Origin of the sequence: Arthrobacter oryzae (assembly GCF_003634095.1) — a bacterium.
In the GTDB taxonomy this organism is placed as follows: Bacteria; Actinomycetota; Actinomycetes; order Actinomycetales; family Micrococcaceae; genus Arthrobacter; species Arthrobacter oryzae.
In genome coordinates this window covers 246,759-263,147 of the sequence record NZ_RBIR01000001.1, presented here as the reverse complement: position 1 = coordinate 263,147, position 16,389 = coordinate 246,759, and the positions used below count along the sequence as shown (strand labels likewise).

Annotated in this window: 13 protein-coding genes; 6 read left to right on the top strand and 7 right to left on the bottom strand. The window is 67.0% G+C overall.

Annotated elements, in window-relative coordinates; genetic code table 11:
• Window positions 1-7: 7 nt before the first annotated feature.
• The 3 genes from C8D78_RS01270 to C8D78_RS01260 are packed head-to-tail and all read right to left on the bottom strand — an operon-like array spanning window position 8 to window position 2,767.
• The gene (locus C8D78_RS01270) at window positions 8-475 is read right to left on the bottom strand and encodes an SRPBCC family protein (protein WP_120950073.1); all 468 of its coding nucleotides are present in this window, start codon (window positions 473-475) and stop codon (window positions 8-10) included.
• A gap of 49 nt (window positions 476-524) precedes the next feature.
• Entirely contained in the window at window positions 525-2,177 is a 1,653-nt protein-coding gene (locus tag C8D78_RS01265) for a DUF5671 domain-containing protein (RefSeq protein ID WP_244208183.1), read from the bottom strand.
• Entirely contained in the window at window positions 2,174-2,767 is a 594-nt protein-coding gene (locus tag C8D78_RS01260; protein ID WP_120950072.1) for an LpqB family beta-propeller domain-containing protein, read from the bottom strand. Before C8D78_RS01260 ends, C8D78_RS01265 begins: the two co-directional genes overlap by 4 nt.
• A gap of 104 nt (window positions 2,768-2,871) precedes the next feature.
• Between C8D78_RS01260 and C8D78_RS01255 the strand changes: the two genes are divergently transcribed.
• A complete protein-coding gene (locus tag C8D78_RS01255) occupies window positions 2,872-4,326 on the top strand; it encodes a DUF5129 domain-containing protein (protein ID WP_120950071.1) in 1,455 nt (484 codons plus the stop codon).
• 24 nt (window positions 4,327-4,350) lie between these two features.
• Here the strand turns inward: C8D78_RS01255 and C8D78_RS01250 are convergent, their stop codons facing one another.
• Window positions 4,351-4,545 (bottom strand): DUF1918 domain-containing protein, encoded by a 195-nt coding sequence (locus C8D78_RS01250; protein WP_120950636.1) that lies wholly within the window; start codon window positions 4,543-4,545, stop codon window positions 4,351-4,353.
• Window positions 4,546-4,862: 317 nt separating this feature from the next.
• Here C8D78_RS01250 and C8D78_RS01245 point away from each other — a divergent pair, with 317 nt between their 5' ends.
• Genes C8D78_RS01245 through C8D78_RS01230 form a run of 4 tightly spaced genes read left to right on the top strand, consistent with a single transcriptional unit; the run spans window position 4,863 to window position 12,658 of the window.
• On the top strand, window positions 4,863-8,072 hold the full coding sequence (locus C8D78_RS01245; RefSeq protein ID WP_244208182.1) for an efflux RND transporter permease subunit: 3,210 nt from the start codon (window positions 4,863-4,865) through the stop codon (window positions 8,070-8,072).
• A gap of 56 nt (window positions 8,073-8,128) precedes the next feature.
• Window positions 8,129-8,551 (top strand): efflux RND transporter periplasmic adaptor subunit, encoded by a 423-nt coding sequence (locus C8D78_RS01240; protein WP_244208181.1) that lies wholly within the window; start codon window positions 8,129-8,131, stop codon window positions 8,549-8,551.
• A 1-nt stretch (window position 8,552) separates the two neighbouring features.
• Window positions 8,553-11,708 (top strand): efflux RND transporter permease subunit, encoded by a 3,156-nt coding sequence (locus C8D78_RS01235; RefSeq protein WP_120950069.1) that lies wholly within the window; start codon window positions 8,553-8,555, stop codon window positions 11,706-11,708.
• A gap of 41 nt (window positions 11,709-11,749) precedes the next feature.
• Entirely contained in the window at window positions 11,750-12,658 is a 909-nt protein-coding gene (locus C8D78_RS01230; RefSeq protein ID WP_244208180.1) for a hypothetical protein, read from the top strand.
• A gap of 62 nt (window positions 12,659-12,720) precedes the next feature.
• On the opposite strand, the gene C8D78_RS19790 is transcribed toward C8D78_RS01230, so the two are convergent.
• The 3 genes from C8D78_RS19790 to C8D78_RS01215 form a co-directional block, all read right to left on the bottom strand.
• Window positions 12,721-13,866 carry a serine hydrolase gene (locus C8D78_RS19790; RefSeq protein WP_208641837.1) on the bottom strand — a complete coding sequence of 382 codons (1,146 nt, stop codon included), beginning with the start codon at window positions 13,864-13,866 and terminating at the stop codon, window positions 12,721-12,723.
• A gap of 149 nt (window positions 13,867-14,015) precedes the next feature.
• Complete coding sequence (locus tag C8D78_RS01220; protein WP_341867105.1) at window positions 14,016-15,221, bottom strand: type II toxin-antitoxin system HipA family toxin; 1,206 nt, start codon at window positions 15,219-15,221, stop codon at window positions 14,016-14,018.
• A 13-nt stretch (window positions 15,222-15,234) separates the two neighbouring features.
• Complete coding sequence (locus tag C8D78_RS01215) at window positions 15,235-15,432, bottom strand: helix-turn-helix transcriptional regulator (protein WP_120950068.1); 198 nt, start codon at window positions 15,430-15,432, stop codon at window positions 15,235-15,237.
• A 264-nt stretch (window positions 15,433-15,696) separates the two neighbouring features.
• Between C8D78_RS01215 and C8D78_RS01210 the strand changes: the two genes are divergently transcribed.
• A complete protein-coding gene (locus tag C8D78_RS01210; protein WP_120950067.1) occupies window positions 15,697-16,254 on the top strand; it encodes a dihydrofolate reductase family protein in 558 nt (185 codons plus the stop codon).
• Window positions 16,255-16,389: the final 135 nt, after the last annotated feature.

Sequence of the window (16,389 nt, the reverse complement as noted above, 5' to 3'; positions counted from 1 at the left end):
CTCCCTGTCAGGCTCCTGGCTGTGCGGCGGCAGTGGCCAGTGCGGCGAGACCCTTTTCGAAATCCGCACCGACCATCTTGTCCATGTTCATGAACAGGGCGAAGACCTTGCCGATGCCCTTGTTTTCTCCGGTCATGGTCCAGGTGACCTGGGTGCCGTTGCCCGCCGGGGTGAACGTGAACGAGGTGGGGTTGACGGTCTTGAAGGGCTTGGTGAACTCGAGCCGGATCTTGATGTTCCGCGGCTCGGCGGTGTCAACAATTTCCATCGTGCCGGACCCGGCCTTGCGGTTCCCGCTCCAGGCGTATTTGGCGCCGACGCCGGATTCGCTGCCGGAGTAGCTGCGTTCCATGGCAGGGTCGACCGCCTCCCAAGGGGACCACTTGGTCCATTCATGGAAGCTGTTGACCAGCGGAAAGATGGCCTCGGCCGGTGCTGGAATGACTGCGCTGCGGGTTACTTCATAGGTAGACATGCCGCAATCCTAGGCGGTGGCGGCCCCGGGCCGGGGCAGGGCAGGCCGGTCAGCCCCGCAGCGGGATGACGTCGATTCCGCCGTGCTGATCCGCGATCACCAGAACCCGGGCTGCCGCCACGCCTTCCAGGGCGGCCGCGAGCTGGGCCTCCGCGGCCCCGGCGTTCCCTGGAAGTGCCCCGCCGGCAGCGCCGGCAGCCCCGCCGGCACGGCCGTCGGCCCGCGTCCAGACTGTGACCCCGGCCCCGGTGACCTCGCCAATGACGCGCCGCAGCGGTGCGGGGTCTGAACCCGCCACGAGGATCACGTGGCCGATGGTTCGCGGAGGCACCGGGCCAGCCGCGGCAAGGCCGGCACGGTCCTGCCGCCACACCGCGAAATGGTATGCAAACACGAGTCCGGTGGCGACCAGCAGCCCCAGGGGTGCGCGGATCCGGTCCACAAGGATTCCGCCGCCGACGTCGGTCAGGAAGAACTCGAACATCCGGAAACCGATCACCAGCAGCGTGACCACCGCCACCACGGCGCTCAGGCCGAACACGGCCACCAGGTAGATGCGCCGCGCAGACTGTCCGGTGCCGGTCGCCGCCGCCTGATCCAGGGGACGCCACGCGAGCCACCACACCGGCCCGCCAACCAGGAGGGAGCTGATGCCTGCCAGCAGCAGGGTCCTGGCCCCGGCGCCAGCGAGCGGGGCGGCCGTCATGGCGAGGACCGAGTTGACGATCACGCCGATCCCGGACGCCGCCGCGATCAGGGCGACGCCGGAGGTCACCAGCCTGCCGCCCTGCAAGGTGGCCTCCGAGCGCCCGCGCGCGATGTTGCGGTGGTAGACCCAGACGAGGCAGCCGATGGCGGCCGCGGACACGGCCGGCGCGAGGGGCTCCAGCAGGAGTTCCGGGGATTCGGTGCGGTCAAACAGCAGCCGGAGGACCACGAAGAGCGCCACGCCGGCTCCGCCCAGGGTGAGGACGCCCGCGCCGAGCACCCCAACCGTGATGAGCGCGACGTCGGCCAGCCCGGTCCGCAGCTGCCGGCCGCCGTCGTGCTTCCAATGCCACCACCAGACGGCGGTTCCGCCGGCCGCCCAGACCAGGGCCTGCAGCGCCGAAACCCACCACGGCTTGCCGACGGAGATCTCAGTCGCTGCTCCCCGCAGGGCGGTATCCAACAGGGTGGAGAGGGCCGAGACGGCACCGCCCACGCCCAGAATGAGCCCCAGGACCGCGCCGAGCACCGTGGGGACGTCGGCCAGGTCCGTCGGATTCTTCCGGGGGTGACGCCACATCCACCGGTGCCAGGCCCAAACCGCGGACCACACCAGGCCGGTGGCCAGGGACAGCCGCCACTCCGGGCCCTCCCCGCCGATCAGCGAAGAGATGGTGTTCAGCACGTTGGTGGAGGCCAGGAGCAGGGCGAGCATGTAGGCGCCAGCCAGGTAGAGACCCCAGCCGACGGCGGACCGCTCCTCCGGGTCATCAAGCCGCCGCCATACCGCCCACCACAAAAGCGCCGCCAGCGGCCCGCCGATCAAGGCGAAAGCCAGCGAGCGCGCCAGCCCGGCGACGTCGTCCGTGGCCAGTTCCGTCCCCGCCACCAACAGCCGGCCCAGCAGCCCGCTGAGCCCGACGGCGGTGATCACCACCAGCGCGAACAGCAGGGCATAGGTGATGAGCCGGCGCACGGTCCGCTGGGCGCTCATTGCTTCACCTGCCCCGGGCACACTGTCAGCTGCCAGGGTGCGGTGTCGATCAGCCAGCCGTTTCCCGACCTGACAAGGTCAAAGACATCCTCAACCTGGTATTCGGCGCTGCCGAAGGGGCCGCCGGGCTCTGACACGGTGATGAGCACCCGCACGTCCGCGGATTCCGCCCGCTCGGTGGTGGAAACCAACGTGACGCGCAGATTCCGGGCCATGGGGCGGGGCTCGGCCGTGCACCTGTTCCGGGCGGCGGGAGTCAGGTAGACGGAGGCGGCCGCCTCATCCCCGGCAATGACGGCGGCGGCATAGCGCTGCGCGACGCCGGCGGGCGTTGATGCGGCCAGGGGCGCCGGTTCCCCGCGGGTGAACACCACGGCAAGCGCGATGATCACGATCAGCGCGATCGCGGCCAGGACGCCCAGGAGCGTCGGATCCGGCCTAGCGCGGCGCGGCTTCTCCGGTCCGGGTTCCTCGGTCCGGGGTCCCTTCGGTCCGGGTTCCTCCGTCCGGGGTCTTTCCGGTCCGGGTTCCTCTGCGGGGGAATCCTCTGTCCGGGGTTGCTCCGGTGGTCCTTCAGGCTGCGGGCTCATGCCGCAAGTATGGACGCCGGGCCCGCGCCCGGTCACGATGTCATTCGCCCCCCCTTCCACGGCGTCTCGTCGACGCGGTTGGTGCCAGCCACTACGCTCGGGAAATGGGAATCATGCGGAAAGCCCTCGCCGTTGTGGTTGTGCTCATGGTCGGGCTCCTCGGCGGCGCCCACGCGGCGCTCGCCGTGACGCCGACCGCCGTCGTGGTTGAAGACCGCGCCGGAGTCCTGGATCAGAAGACGCTCCTGCCCGCCGTTCAGTCCACGGACTTCTACCAGCCCACCAAGGTGGCGGTTTACACGTACAACGGCACCGCCGCGGACAACCTGAATGAGGAAGTCCTGCGCTTCGCCCGCGCCGAACACCCCGAGTGGATCAGCCCGGACGGACAGAAGTGGGCGGACGGGCTGTTCATCTTCGCGCTGGACCCGGTGGGGCGGCATGTCGGGACGTATATGGGTGAGGACCGCAAGGTCTCCCCGCAACAGCGTGAGGACATCCAGAACGCCTCCAAGGAGCTCTTCCACGACGCCCAGTGGACCGACGGCACCATCGCAGGAATCCGCCGCGGCGCCGAACTCATCAACCAGCCGTGGTACCGGTCCACCGCTTTCCTCGTGACAACCTTGGCGGCCGTGGCGGCCGCGGTCTGCGGCGCCGCGGCGTGGCTGATCGTCCGGTGGCGGACCCGGGTGGCCAGCCGGAAGGAACTCGCCCGCGGCGACGCCAGTTTCGCGAACGTCAGCATGGACCTGCAGGTGACCGAGCTCAACGCCAGCACCATTCCCGAATCCTCCCGGTACGGCAGCACGGTCCTGGAGAAACACCGCACGTTCATGACCCGCTACAACGCAGCGACCGAACTCTCCAACCAGGTGCATGCCTTCAGCAGCCGGGACCTGAGCCGGCGGCCCACCCTCAAACTCATCCGGAGCTACGCCGATGCCGCCGCGGAACTCGACGTGCTGGATGACGTGATCGCGGATACTAACGCGCTGCTCAACCGCGGAGCCTCCTGGCAGTCCGCGTGGGACAGACAGGTCGCGCCCTTCCGTCATGACTTGGATGGCCTCGAGGAACTGCTGAGCCAGCCCCGCGGCGAGGGAACCACAGCAACGGCGGCAGCGCTGAGGTCCTTCCGCGATGAAAGCCGCAGCGATCTTGAACGCTGGTCATCGGAACTGGCAGACGCCGCGATCACTCCTGAGACGGCGCTGGACCGGCTGCGCGACGCTCGGACCCATCTCGCGGAGCTGCTGAAGAATCACGCCGACACCGTGATCGACGCCTATGCCCGCAATGAGAAGGAAGCCGAACTCATGCGCACCGAGATGGAGAGCGCGCAGGCCGGGACGAAGGCGCGGTACGGCCGATCCTACGAGCCGAGCATCCTCGGAACGGTGTATCCGTCCTACTACTTCTTCTCGGTCCCGAGCTTCAATTCCGGCTTCAGCACCGGCGTCAGCAGCGTCAGTAGCGCCCGCGGCGGCGGAACCACTACCGGCTACGGGTCCACTGGCGGCAGCTTTTCCGGGTCCGGGAGCTCGTCGGGTTTCTAGTCACGAGCCTGCCGTATAGCGCCTTTAGGGCCCTTCCCCGGTGCGTTCGACGACGAAATCACCGCCCGGGAACATGATCGTTTCGTGGCCGTCATCGAACCTGACAAGGTACGGAGGCGCCCCATCGGCCCCCTTCACCTCGACGATCAGGCCATGCCGGTCCGTGGACTCGACGGTGGTTCCCCGAATGACGATGCGGTCCCCTGCGACTGCCTTCATGGCCATCACCTATATCTCTATTGACGCGTGTGTGCCCGAAGATCATTATTGCTCTTGACGGCTGGGGGGCGCTATGGCCTTGAGTTGAGGAGCCGCGCCGTGAATTCCATCGGAGCAGTTGGCCAAACAGGAAAAGCCTTCAAATCACTTTTCCCGGTGATCAGTTTCGTGACCGGCCCGCTCCACGGCCCGCCTCACCGCGACGACCCGGACCCCCGACGATGCCGGCACCTCGACCCCGATTATCCAGACGCGAATTCTCTCGACACTGATTCGTTTGACGCGCTCACTCCCGTGCGGTCAGCGGGGTGCTGGCCATGATGAGCGCAATCATCCGCTGGGTTCTGCAGTTCCGGATCCTGGTTCTGGCGGCGGCAGCAGGCATCCTGGCCCTCGGGCTCACCACCCTGCCGAGCATGTCCGTGGACGCCTTTCCGGAATTCGCCCCGCCGCAAGTGGAGATCCAGACTGAAGCCCTGGGACTCTCGGCGGCCGAGGTCGAGCAGCTCATCACTTCCCCCATGGAGGCCGACCTGCTCAACGGAGTGGCCTGGGTGGACGCCATCCGGTCCAAGTCCGTGCCCGGGCTGTCCTCGATCCAAATGGTCTTCAAACCCGGGACAGACCTCATGCGCGCACGCCAGCTGGTCTCGGAGCGGCTGACCCAGGCACGCGCGCTGCCCAACGTTTCGGCAGCACCGGTACTGATGCAGCCGCTGTCTTCGACGAGCCGCGTCATGATGATCCGGCTCACCTCCAAAACGATGTCGGCCATCGACATGTCCGTCCTGGCCCGCTGGACCATGAAACCCGGGCTCCTGGCCGTGCCGGGGGTCGCGAACGTGGCCATCTGGGGACAGCGGGACCAGCAACTCCAGGTCCTGGTGGACCCGGCGCGGCTCCAGGACAAGGGCGTCACCCTGGACGAGGTCATCAAGACGACAGGCAACTCCGTGTGGGTCTCCCCCCTGAGCTACCTGGAGGCATCGACACCTGGCACCGGCGGCTTCTTCGAGACGGGCCACCAGCGGATCGGCGTCCAGCATGTCCTGCCCATCACCACACCGGAGGATCTGGGCCAGGTCCCCATCGAGGGCCCGGCCGGGAATATCCTGCTCAAGGATGTGGCCACGGTGTCCACCGACCACCAGCCGCTGATCGGCGACGCCCTGCTCAGCAAGGACGCCGAACTGGTGCTGGTCATCGAGAAGTTCCCCGAGACGAACACCATGGACGTGACCCGGGGAGTTGACGAGGCCCTCCGCGCCCTCCAGCCGGGCCTGCCCGGGGTCACGATCGACACCAGCGTCTACCGGCAGGCGTCCTTTATTGACGACGCAGTCGGGACGCTCGGCATCGCCGTGCTGATTACGCTCTTGCTGATCGTTGCCATGTTTGGCGGGTTCTTCCGTTCCTGGCGCACGGCCCTGATCAGCCTGATCACGATTCCGGTATCGCTCACCGCGGCCGCGCTGGTCCTCGATTGGCGCGGCACCGGGATGAACACCATGGTCCTGGCCGGCATGGTGCTGGCCCTGGCCGTCATCGTGGGCGATGTCGCGGAAGACCTCACCGGCATCGCCCGGGCGCGGAACGCCGAAGCAGGATCCCGCCACGGTTCGGCCCAGCATGGGACGGACGGCACCGGGATGGACACCGCACAGGCGCGGGACCGGCAATTCCGGGACTCGGTGATCCCGGAGGCCCTGCGAACAGTGCGCACGCCGATCCTCTACTCGCTGCTGATCATGGCGTTGGCGCTCACTCCTGCGCTCTTCATTGCCGGTGAGAACGGCGCACTTTTCGGGCCGTTGGTCCAGAGCTACCTGATTGCCCTGGTTGTCTCGATGATCGTCGCCCTCACCGTCACGGCAGCGCTCGCGTTTGTCCTTCCTGCCGGTTCCAAGGCGCCGGACCGGCGGTCCCTGACGCGGCTTGAGGGCCGTTATGGCCGATTCGTGACCCGTGTGGCGGGGAGAACCCGCTGGGTGTTTGCCGCCGCAGCGGTGGTGGCCCTGGCCGGACTCGCGCTCGCTCCCCAGTTGGCCGGCAGCCATCCCGTGGTGCCGGTGCTGGCGGACAAGACCCTGGTGGTGCACTGGAATGCGATTGCCGGCACCTCGGACCAGGAAATGAGCCGGATTACCCAGGCGGCCGCCGCCGAGCTGCGGGCCCTGCCCGGCGTGGCCAATGTAGGCGGACACGTCGGGCGCGCCATCACCTCCGACCAGGTCGGCGACGTCAGTTCCGGCGAGCTGTGGGTGACAGTCTCAGGTGACGCGTCGTACGCCGACACAGCCGCCGCCGTCGACCGCGTGATCGCCGGGTATCCGGGCCTCACCAGCAAAATCTCGACGTACCCGCAGGAACGCATTGACCAGATCCGGGAGGAAGCGGACAGCGGCTTTGCCGTCCGGGTCTATGGCCTCGACCCGGCTATCCTGCGGCAAAAGGCGGCAGAGGTCCAGAAGCTTCTGGAACACACGGCGGGTGTCGTAAATCCCCACATCGACCTGCCCGCCGAACAGCCGATCGCCGAGGTCAAGGTGAACCTGGCCGCGGCACAAAAGGCCGGCGTCGTCCCCGGCGACGTACGCCGTGCGGCTGCCGCCCTCGTGCAGGGCATTGAAGTCGGAAACCTCTACGAACAGCAAAAAGTCTTCTCGGTCATCGTGAAGGGGGCCGCGGCCACCCGCAACAGTCTGGACAGTCTGCGCAACCTGATCATCGACACCCCCAACGGCGGCCATGCCCGCCTCGGCGACGTCGCACAGGTGAACATGGTGGCGAATGAGTCCGTGATCCTGCACGACGACACCTCCCGGCGCGTCGACGTCAAGGCCGACATCCAGGGCCGCCCGCTGGCGGACATCCAGCGCGACATCGACGCCGGCCTGCAGCAGATGCAGTTCCCGATGTCCTATCACGCGGAGATCCTCACCCAGTATGCCCAGCAGCAAAGCAATTACCAGTGGCTCTGGCTGCTCGCGGCGGTCGCCGCGGCGGGCATCCTGGTGCTGCTGCAGACGGCGACGGGGACCTGGCGGCTTGCCGCCCCGCTCTTCCTGGGCCTGATCCTGGCACTGTCCGGCGGTGTGCTGGCCGCCCAGGCCACGGGCGGAATCAACTCGCTGGTCACCCTCGTCGCCTTCGCCGCCGTCCTGGGAATCGCCGTCCGCGGTGCCCTCTTGCTGACAAGCCATATCCGCAGCCTGCGGGCCGGGGACGCCGCGGCGCCGTGGTCCGATCTTGTGGTCCGCGGGGCCCGGGAGAGGTTGGGACCCGTCCTGGTCTCGACGCTGATCACCGGCCTGGCGCTGCTGCCGCTGGTCCTCGCCGGCGGCGTCGTCGGAACCGAAATCATCCAGCCGCTTGCCGTGATCATCTGGGGCGGCCTGCTGACAACAACTTTCTTCACCCTGGTTGTGGTGCCCGCCGTGCTGCTTCGCGCCGAGCCGAAGCAAGCCCCGAGCGAGCAGCCCGGCCCGGGCGCGGCTGAACGAACTGAAAGCCAGGAACCGTCATGAACTCCACATCGTCTCCCTTAACATCCTCGAGTCGGGGCAATAAGGTCACTGAAGTTATGGTCGGAACGCTTCTCACGGTGTTCACCGCTCTAGGCGTCGCCGGGTGCGGCCAAGCCCCGGCGGCCGCCCCGCCCGAAGGCGACCCGGCGGTGGTCGCCGCAGTACCGGGTACGGACCTGCACCGGCTCACCCTCACTGAGCACGCCATTGAACGGGTCGGAATCGCGACGGCCAAGACTGCCGTGGATCCCCGTTCCGGGAAGCTCACGGTTCCCTACGCGGCCATACTGTACGACAGCACCGGAAACACATGGGTCTACACCAACCCCCAGCCCCGGGTCTACATCCGCCAGTCCATCACCGTCCAGCGCATCAACGGCGACGTCGCCGTCCTGACGGACGGGCCGCGGGCAGGGACAGTGGTGGTCACGACAGGCGCCGCGGAACTTCTCGGCGCCGAATTCGACACGGGCGAGTGACATGCGCTGGCTCATCGGGATCAGCCTGCGGTTCAGGACGGTCGTCGTGGCCCTCGCCTGCGCCGTGATGCTGCTCGGTTCGCTGCAGTTGGGCGCCGCGTCCGTGGACGTCTTCCCGGAATTCGCCCCGCCGCGCGTGGAAATCCAGACCGCGTGCCTCGGGTTGACCGCCCAGGAGGTCGAGGAGCTTGTCAGTGTGCCGATCGAGGCCGCCGTGAGCGGCATGCCCGGCCTGGATGAGATCCGCTCCAAGTCCGTGCCGCAACTGTCATCGATCGTGCTGCTCTTCCACCAAGGCACGGACCTTCTCAACGCCCGCCAGCTCGTCTCGGAACGGATGGCCTCGGTGACCGCGGCGCTCCCCACGTGGGCCGCCCCGCCCGTGATGCTCCAGCCGCTCTCTGCGACCAGCCGCGTGATGAAGATCGGGATGACGTCCTCGGAGCATTCGCTCATCGAAATGTCCATGCTGTCCTACTGGACCATCCGGGCCCGGCTGCTGCGGGTCCCCGGCGTGGCCAACGTGGCCATATGGGGCGAGCGGCTCCAAATGCTTCAGGTCCAGGTGGAACCGGACAAGCTCAAGGCCCAGAACGTCTCGCTCAATCAGGTCATGGAAGTCACCGCCGGCGCCCTCGACGCGGGCCTGCTGAAATACTCGCCCGGACGGTTCATCGGAACGGGCGGCTTCATTGACAGCCCGACCCAGCGGATGGGGGTCCGCCACGTCCAGCCGATCCAGACGCCCGCCGATCTGGCCCAGGTGACCATCCGGGAAAAGAACGGTGTGGCGCTGCATCTGGGAGATGTGGCCCGGGTGGTGGAGGACCATCAGCCGCTCATTGGTGATGCCGTGATCAACAACGGGCACGGGCTCATGCTGATCGTCGAAAAGCTGCCCTGGGGCAACACCCTGGACGTGACCAAGGGAGTGGAAGAGGCCCTCCACGAGCTGCAGCCGGGCCTGAGCGGCATCAAGTTCGACACCACGATCTTCCGTCCCGCCAGCTTCGTTGAAGAGGCAATCTCCAATCTCAGCGTCGCGCTGCTGCTGGGCTGCCTGCTCGTCGTCATGATCCTGGTCGCGTTCCTCTTCCAATGGCGCACGGCCCTGATCAGCATCATCGCCATTCCCCTGTCCCTGCTCACTGCCGCACTGGTGCTCTATTTCACGTCCAGTTCGATCAACACGATGGTCCTCGCTGGACTGGTCATCGCCGTGGGCGTCGTGGTGGATGACGCGATCATCGACGTCGAGAACATCATGCGCCGGCTCCGGCAGCGCCGTGCCGCGGCTATCAAGGGCTCCGGCGGTGTCGAATCCGCGTCATCGGTGGTCCTGAAAGCCTCCTTGGAGATGCGGAGCCCGATTGTCTACGCAACCTTGATCATTGTGGTCGCCGCCGTACCGATCTTCTTCCTTGACGGTCTGACCGGCGTCTTCTTCCGGCCGCTGGCCGTCTCCTACACCCTGGCCGTCCTCGCCTCCATGCTCGTGGCGCTGACGCTCACGCCTGCCCTGGCCCTGATCCTGCTCGGCAACGCCAAACTTGAAGAGCGCGATCCCCCACTGGTCCGTGTGCTCAAACGCGGCTACCACGGTGTCCTGTCCCGGACCATGAAACGGCCCCGTTACGGCTACGTGGGCTTTGGCGTGCTGGCGGTGGTGGGCCTAGTCCTCGCCCCCCAGATGGGTTCGTCCCTGTTCCCGGTGTTCAAGGAACGGGACTTCCTGATGCACTGGATCTCGGAACCGGGAACCTCTGCCGCGGAGGAGTACAGAATTGCGCAGCGCGGCTGCGAGGAGTTCCTCAAGATCCCGGGCGTCCTGAACTGCGGCACGCACATTGGGCAGGCCTTCGCCGCCGACGAGATCGTCGGTGTCAACGCCGGCGAACACTGGATCAGCATCGACCGGCACGCGGACTACGACAAAACCGTGGCCGCCGTCGAGGCAGTGGTCAGCGGCTACCCGGGGCTGCACCGTGATGTCCAGACCTATCTGAAGGAGCGGATTGAAGAGGTCATCACCGGTGCCAGCGAGCCGATCCTGGTCCGGGTCTACGGAGACGATCTCACCGTGCTCCGGGAACAGGCGCAGCGGGTCAAGGCCTTGATGGACCAGATCGAGGGCACCGAGAACGCGCATGTCTCCCTTGAAGTGGAAGTTCCCCAGATCGCCGTCACGGTCAACCTGGCCGCCGCCCAGAAGTACGGGCTCAAACCAGGTGACGTTCGGCGTGCGGCCGCGACGCTCGTGGCCGGCGAGGAGGTGGGGGACGTGTTCCGGGACGGCCGTGCCTACGACGTCCAGGTCTGGAGCACCCCGGCCACCCGCTCCAGCGTTACCAGCATCCAGGACCTGCCCATCGATACGCCGAGCGGGCAGCGGGTGCGCCTTGCCGACGTCGCGAGCGTGAGCCTGCAGGCGACGCCGAACCAGATCGACCGCACCAACGGATCCCGCCGCGTGGAAGTTGGCGCCTTCCTGGCCCGGGGAGCAGACCTGGGCAACGTGGTGGGCCAGTTGAAGTCGCGTATGCAGAGCCTGGATCTGCCAACCGGCTATAGCGTGCAGCTCCTTGGCGAGTACACCGAGCGCGAGGCAGCAGCGAACCGCCTGATGATCTACTCCGCGGCGGCCCTTGCCGTGATCCTGCTGCTTCTGCAGGCGTCCTTCCGGAGCTGGCGGCTGGCAGTGTTGTCTTTGCTCACCCTGCCCGTAGCCCTCGTGGGCGGGGTCATCGCCGCCTACCTGACCGGCGGAGTCCTGTCCCTCGGCTCCCTCGTTGGCTTCCTCACGGTGATGGGGATCGCGGCACGCAACGGCATCCTGCTGATCAACCACTGCCAGCACCTGGAAACGTATGAAGGAGAGACGTTTGGCCGTGCCCTGGTGCTGCGCGGGGCCGCGGAACGGCTGTCGCCGATTCTTATGACTACCCTGGCTACCGCCCTGGCACTGGTGCCGCTGGTGGTCATGGGTAATATTCCGGGCCACGAAATTGAACACCCCATGGCCGTCGTCATCCTGGGCGGCCTGGCGACTTCCACGTTGCTCAATTTGTTTATCGTCCCCTCGCTGTATCTCCGGTTCGCCAAATCCAGGAAGACACGTGAACGGGAGCGCGCCGCAGCCGCGCCAACGCCAGCCTGACCGCGGCTACGGGCCGCGGTCTAAGCCGCAAAGGAAATCCGATGTTCCGCAAAATGATTGCCCTGGCCAGTTGCTTTGCACTGCCGCTTTCACTCTTCACCGCCAACGCGGCAGAAGCCGGCACTGGCGCGGCGGTCCCCGGCGCCCAGCCGGGTATTCACGCCAGCGCCGGCGCCCCGACCGACTGCGGCCCGGGATCGCTCCCGGACTTCAAGGCAGGAAATTTCCCGGACGAACCCGAGGTGGACAACGCGTGGCTCCCGATGAAACCCGGGACGCGTTCCGAGTACAACGGCACCGTCAAGGACCTCACCACGAGCCCGCCGAAGGTCCATGCACACCGCATCGTCTCAATCGTCACCGGGCTGACGAAGGTGATCGACGACGTCCGCACGGTTGTCCTGTGGGACCGTGACTACTCCGACGGAATCCTGCAAGAATCAGAACTGGCCTTCTTTGCCCAGACCGAGAAGGGCGCGGTCTGGCTCTTGGGCGAGTACCCGGAGGAGTTCGACGCCGGAAAGTTTGCCGGCGCGCCGAGCACATTCATCGCCGGCGTGCACAAGGCCCGGGCCGGGCTCGCGATGCTGGCGCGCCCGTCAACCAAAAATGGCCCCTATACGCAGGCGTCAGCGCCGTCGATTGGCTTCCTGGACTGCGGCCGGGTGGTCAGCAGGAAATCCGGCACGCTCAAGGTCGACGAGTACAACCCGCTCGACGGGTCGGCGGCCGGCCACCAGCAGAAGTACTACCGCGCAGGAGTAGGGACCGTCAAAGTCACGGCCTCCAGCGGCGACAGCCAGGAGTTCCTGAAACTGGACTCGACCACGATGCTGGACGAGGACGCCCTTGCCGACGTCAACAAGCAAGCGCTGGCGCAGGACCACCACGGCTACACGGTCAGCCCGGCGGTCTACGGCACCACGGAAAGGGCCCGTGCCGGGTGCTGACGGCGTCTAGTTCCACGTGAATGGGTTTGTTGGAACGGGGCGTTTGCTAGAACAGGGCGTTGCTAGAACAGGGCGCCGGTGACTGTCCGGGTGAGCTTCTGAATAATGCGGGTCCGCGGGCCCATGTCCGATTCGCTCAGGCCGCGGGTGTACACGACGAACACGAACGCCCGGCTGCCCTTGACCAGGATGCTGGCGTCGTGCAGGTTTCCATAGAGCAGCCCGTACTTATGGAAGACCTCGATCCCCGGCGGAACCGCCGGCGGGATCAGCGTCTCGAAGTTCGTGTTCTGCATGTAGGACAACAGTTGGGCGGTGTGGCGGGCACTGAGCAGCCGACCGGCATAGAGCAACTCCAAGGTCCGGGCCATTTCTTCCGGGGTCAGCAGGTTCACCGTGCAGTCGTAGGTGATCCCGATCGACGCCGCGTAGGCGGCAATGCCCCAGTAGCCAACCGCTGAGAGGATCAGCGCCCAGGAATTGTTGTTGCTTTGCTGGACCATCTGCCGGATCTGGTCCCCCGCCGTCGTGCCGCCCATCGGGGCGGCCAGCGAGGCACGGCCGGTTTCCACGAGGTGGTAGTAAGCCGATGCGGCAAGGATCTTGGCCGTGCTGGCCGCCACGAAATTGCCTTGGACTCCGTAGCCGTGGACCACGCCGTCCGAAAGATCAATCAGGGACACCCCCAGCGCGTACGCGCTGTTGGCCGCGATGATCGCGCCGATCTGGCCGTCCAGTTCGGGACTGATCGCCGGCGCCGCGACGGCGGCCGCTGCCGGCACCGCAGCGGGCTTGCGGGCGGCCGCCGCGGGCACCTTAGCGGGTTTATGGGCGGCGGCCGGGGCAACGGCAGCCGGGACCTTGCCGGCCTTCGGCGCGGCCGCGGTTGCGGGCGGAGGAGTGGCTTTCGGCGAAGCTGCCCGGCCGGCGCCGCTGGCGGCCGGGGCCGGCGATGCGGGGACGGCCGTAAGAGGGGACGCAGCGGCAGTGCCGGACGGCGTCGCCGCGGCGGCCGCAGAATCAACCGGCGCCCCCGACTGGACGCCGGCGGAGACACCGGCAACAACGAGGGCAAACGCGACGGCGGCCGCAGTCAGGTAGTGCGGCCGGTGCCGCCGCAAACGCCGGGTAATGGACCCCGGCCCGGGCTTTGATCGGGGGTGGTCCCGGTATCCGCGGGACGCGTCGTCGCGTGCCGGCTCACTCATCCGGGCACCGCCCGGGTTGCGGTTCGCAGAAGTTCGCCCGCATCATTCTTCCCCCCGAAAGTGACTGACCGCGGTATGGCCATGACGTTCCTGCATTCTTTACCCTCGCCGTTCCCGGGGCAAGGGCCGGACCTTGGGAAAAGCTGGGGTCAGCCGGTCAGTTCCCGACGCCGGAATCCCAACTCCCGCTGCGTCCCCCGCAGCGGGGATCCGGTGAACGGCAGATCTTCAATCCGGACCGTGCCGGCGGCGGCGAGCGCGGTGCTGTTGGCTGCGGCCGCCGCTCTCGGCGGAAGGCCCAGCGCGGCGGCAAACTCGGCCCAGTGCCTGGCCCTGAGGTTCCTGGTCTTTCCAGAGACCGGCAGCGCGAGCGTCTCGTCGCCGTACAACAGTGTGCACGGGACATCGAAGACCGGGGCCATGGTCCGGTCACGACCGTTGCCAAGGACTGCCAGGTTCTTGGCGTGGAGGTCCCCGTTGCCGGTCAGCCACGCGAAGAGAAACTGCAGGTAGAGGTTGCGGCTCGCGACCACCGGGGCCTTGCAGATCCCGGCCAGGGCCGAGGCAACCTGCTCGGAACTGAGGCCATATTTGGCCGCCGGCGGCAGCCCCAACACCTGCGTGCCGTCCTCCACCGGAAGCCGGACCCACGTGCCGGCCGGATCTTTCACCCGGTCGAAGCGTTCCACCAGGAGCCCCGGAACGCCGTTGCGGTCTGCGATGAGCCTGCTCCTGGCCACCGGTATCTTCAACGACCTCGCTGCCCGCAGGTGCGCGGCCTCATTGACCACCAGATGCGGATGCTCCGGCGGATCCAGCTTGAGCAGGTACCGGTGGCCCCGCACGGCAAGCGGCGTGGTCAGCATGGAAGCACTCGTCTTGCGCTGGACTCCCGGCAGGCCATGGAGATCCACGGCGTTGGCCAGCTCGGAAAAGTCCAGTTCCTCCGGCCGGGACGTATCAGCCAGGCTGGGCGGCTCCACAGGCGGCACGCCCGCGGGGACCACCTGGACGTCCCCCGGAACGTCGGCGCCCACAGCCAGCAGGAGGGTCAGTTCGTCGTCGAAGCTCGTCTTGATCGCATTCTTCAGGACCGTGAGGCGGTGACCCTCCGGCAGGAGTCCGGCGAAGAAGGCCGGGAGCGCCCCGGCGGGGGTCTCCACCGTCGTCGCGGATACCGGGAGGGAAACAGCCACGGCGGGGAGGCCTGAATCGGCATAGTCCGGGAGGTATTCGAATCTCACCCCGCCGGATCCGGACCGGCTCAGGTGACCGGCTAAAATCCCGTTTTTGTAAACGTCTGCGGACCGGACAAACTTCAGGTCCTGCAGGTCCCCGGGCATGAGGAGGGCCATCACTGGACTGCAATCACTGGACAGCCAGATGCAGGCCGAGAACATTGCTGACAGCGATGACGGCCAGCAGCGACGGATTGCCGGCGCCTGTTTCAATGGCCCGGACGGTGCGCACCGACGTCCCGGCCAGGTGGGCAAGGTCCTCCTGCGTAAGTCCGGCATCCTTACGGGCATGCCGGATCCCCGCCGCCACCGCCAGCGCATCATCCATTCCGGTACTCACTCCTACGCCCGCCTTCCATATCCGCCGCCCGGCGCCTTTCAGCCCCGCTCTCCTCAGCCCGGCACTCCACAGTCCGGCAGGATGCTGCCGGTCTATCGATTGCTGGCTCCCATCCTGCCGCATTGCTCTAAATTCGGCAAGATCCTGCCGGACTGAGGCATTCAACGGTCCGCCGGCTCTCCCCCGGCCCCAACCGGCAGGATCTCGCCGCGGCGTACTCTGGTGCCACTGGAGACGGAGGAAGGAGCGGCGATGCGGAAAATCATCCTTGCCATGCAGGTGTCCCTCGACGGATTTTTCGAGGGCCCGGACCGTGACCTGAGCTGGCACATGGTCGACGACGAGCTGCACCGCCATTTCAACGACCACCTCGTCACCATGGGCGCGTTTCTGGAGGGCCGGGTGATGCACGAGTTGATGGCAGAGTTCTGGCCGACGGCGGATGCGGATCCCGCCAGTCCCGCCCCGGTGGCCGAGTTTGCCCGGATCTGGAGGGACATGCCCAAGATCGTCTACTCCCGGACGCTGACGGCGGCGGACTGGAACACCACCGTGGTCCGGGACGTGGTGGCAGAGGAGGTTCTGGAGCTGAAGGCGCAGCCGGGTGGAGACCTCGCCCTCGGCGGGGCCGACCTTGCCGACACGTTCCGGCGGCTCGGCTTGATTGATGAGTATTGGCTGTACGTCCATCCCGTCCTGATTGGCCAGGGGCGCCCCCTCTTCAAGTCAGCGGATACCCGGGCACAGTTCCGCCTCATGGAGACGCGTGGCTTTGGCAACGGGGTCGCGCTGCTGCGCTACGCCGTATAGCCGGCGGCACGCAACACCCGGCCGCCCTCCACACCCGATGGCACTCAACACCCCCCAGTGGCGCTCAATGCCCGCTAGCACTGGGGCCGACACTTCTTAAGCGTTTCTTAAGAGGCAGGCGGAAGAGTGGAACAC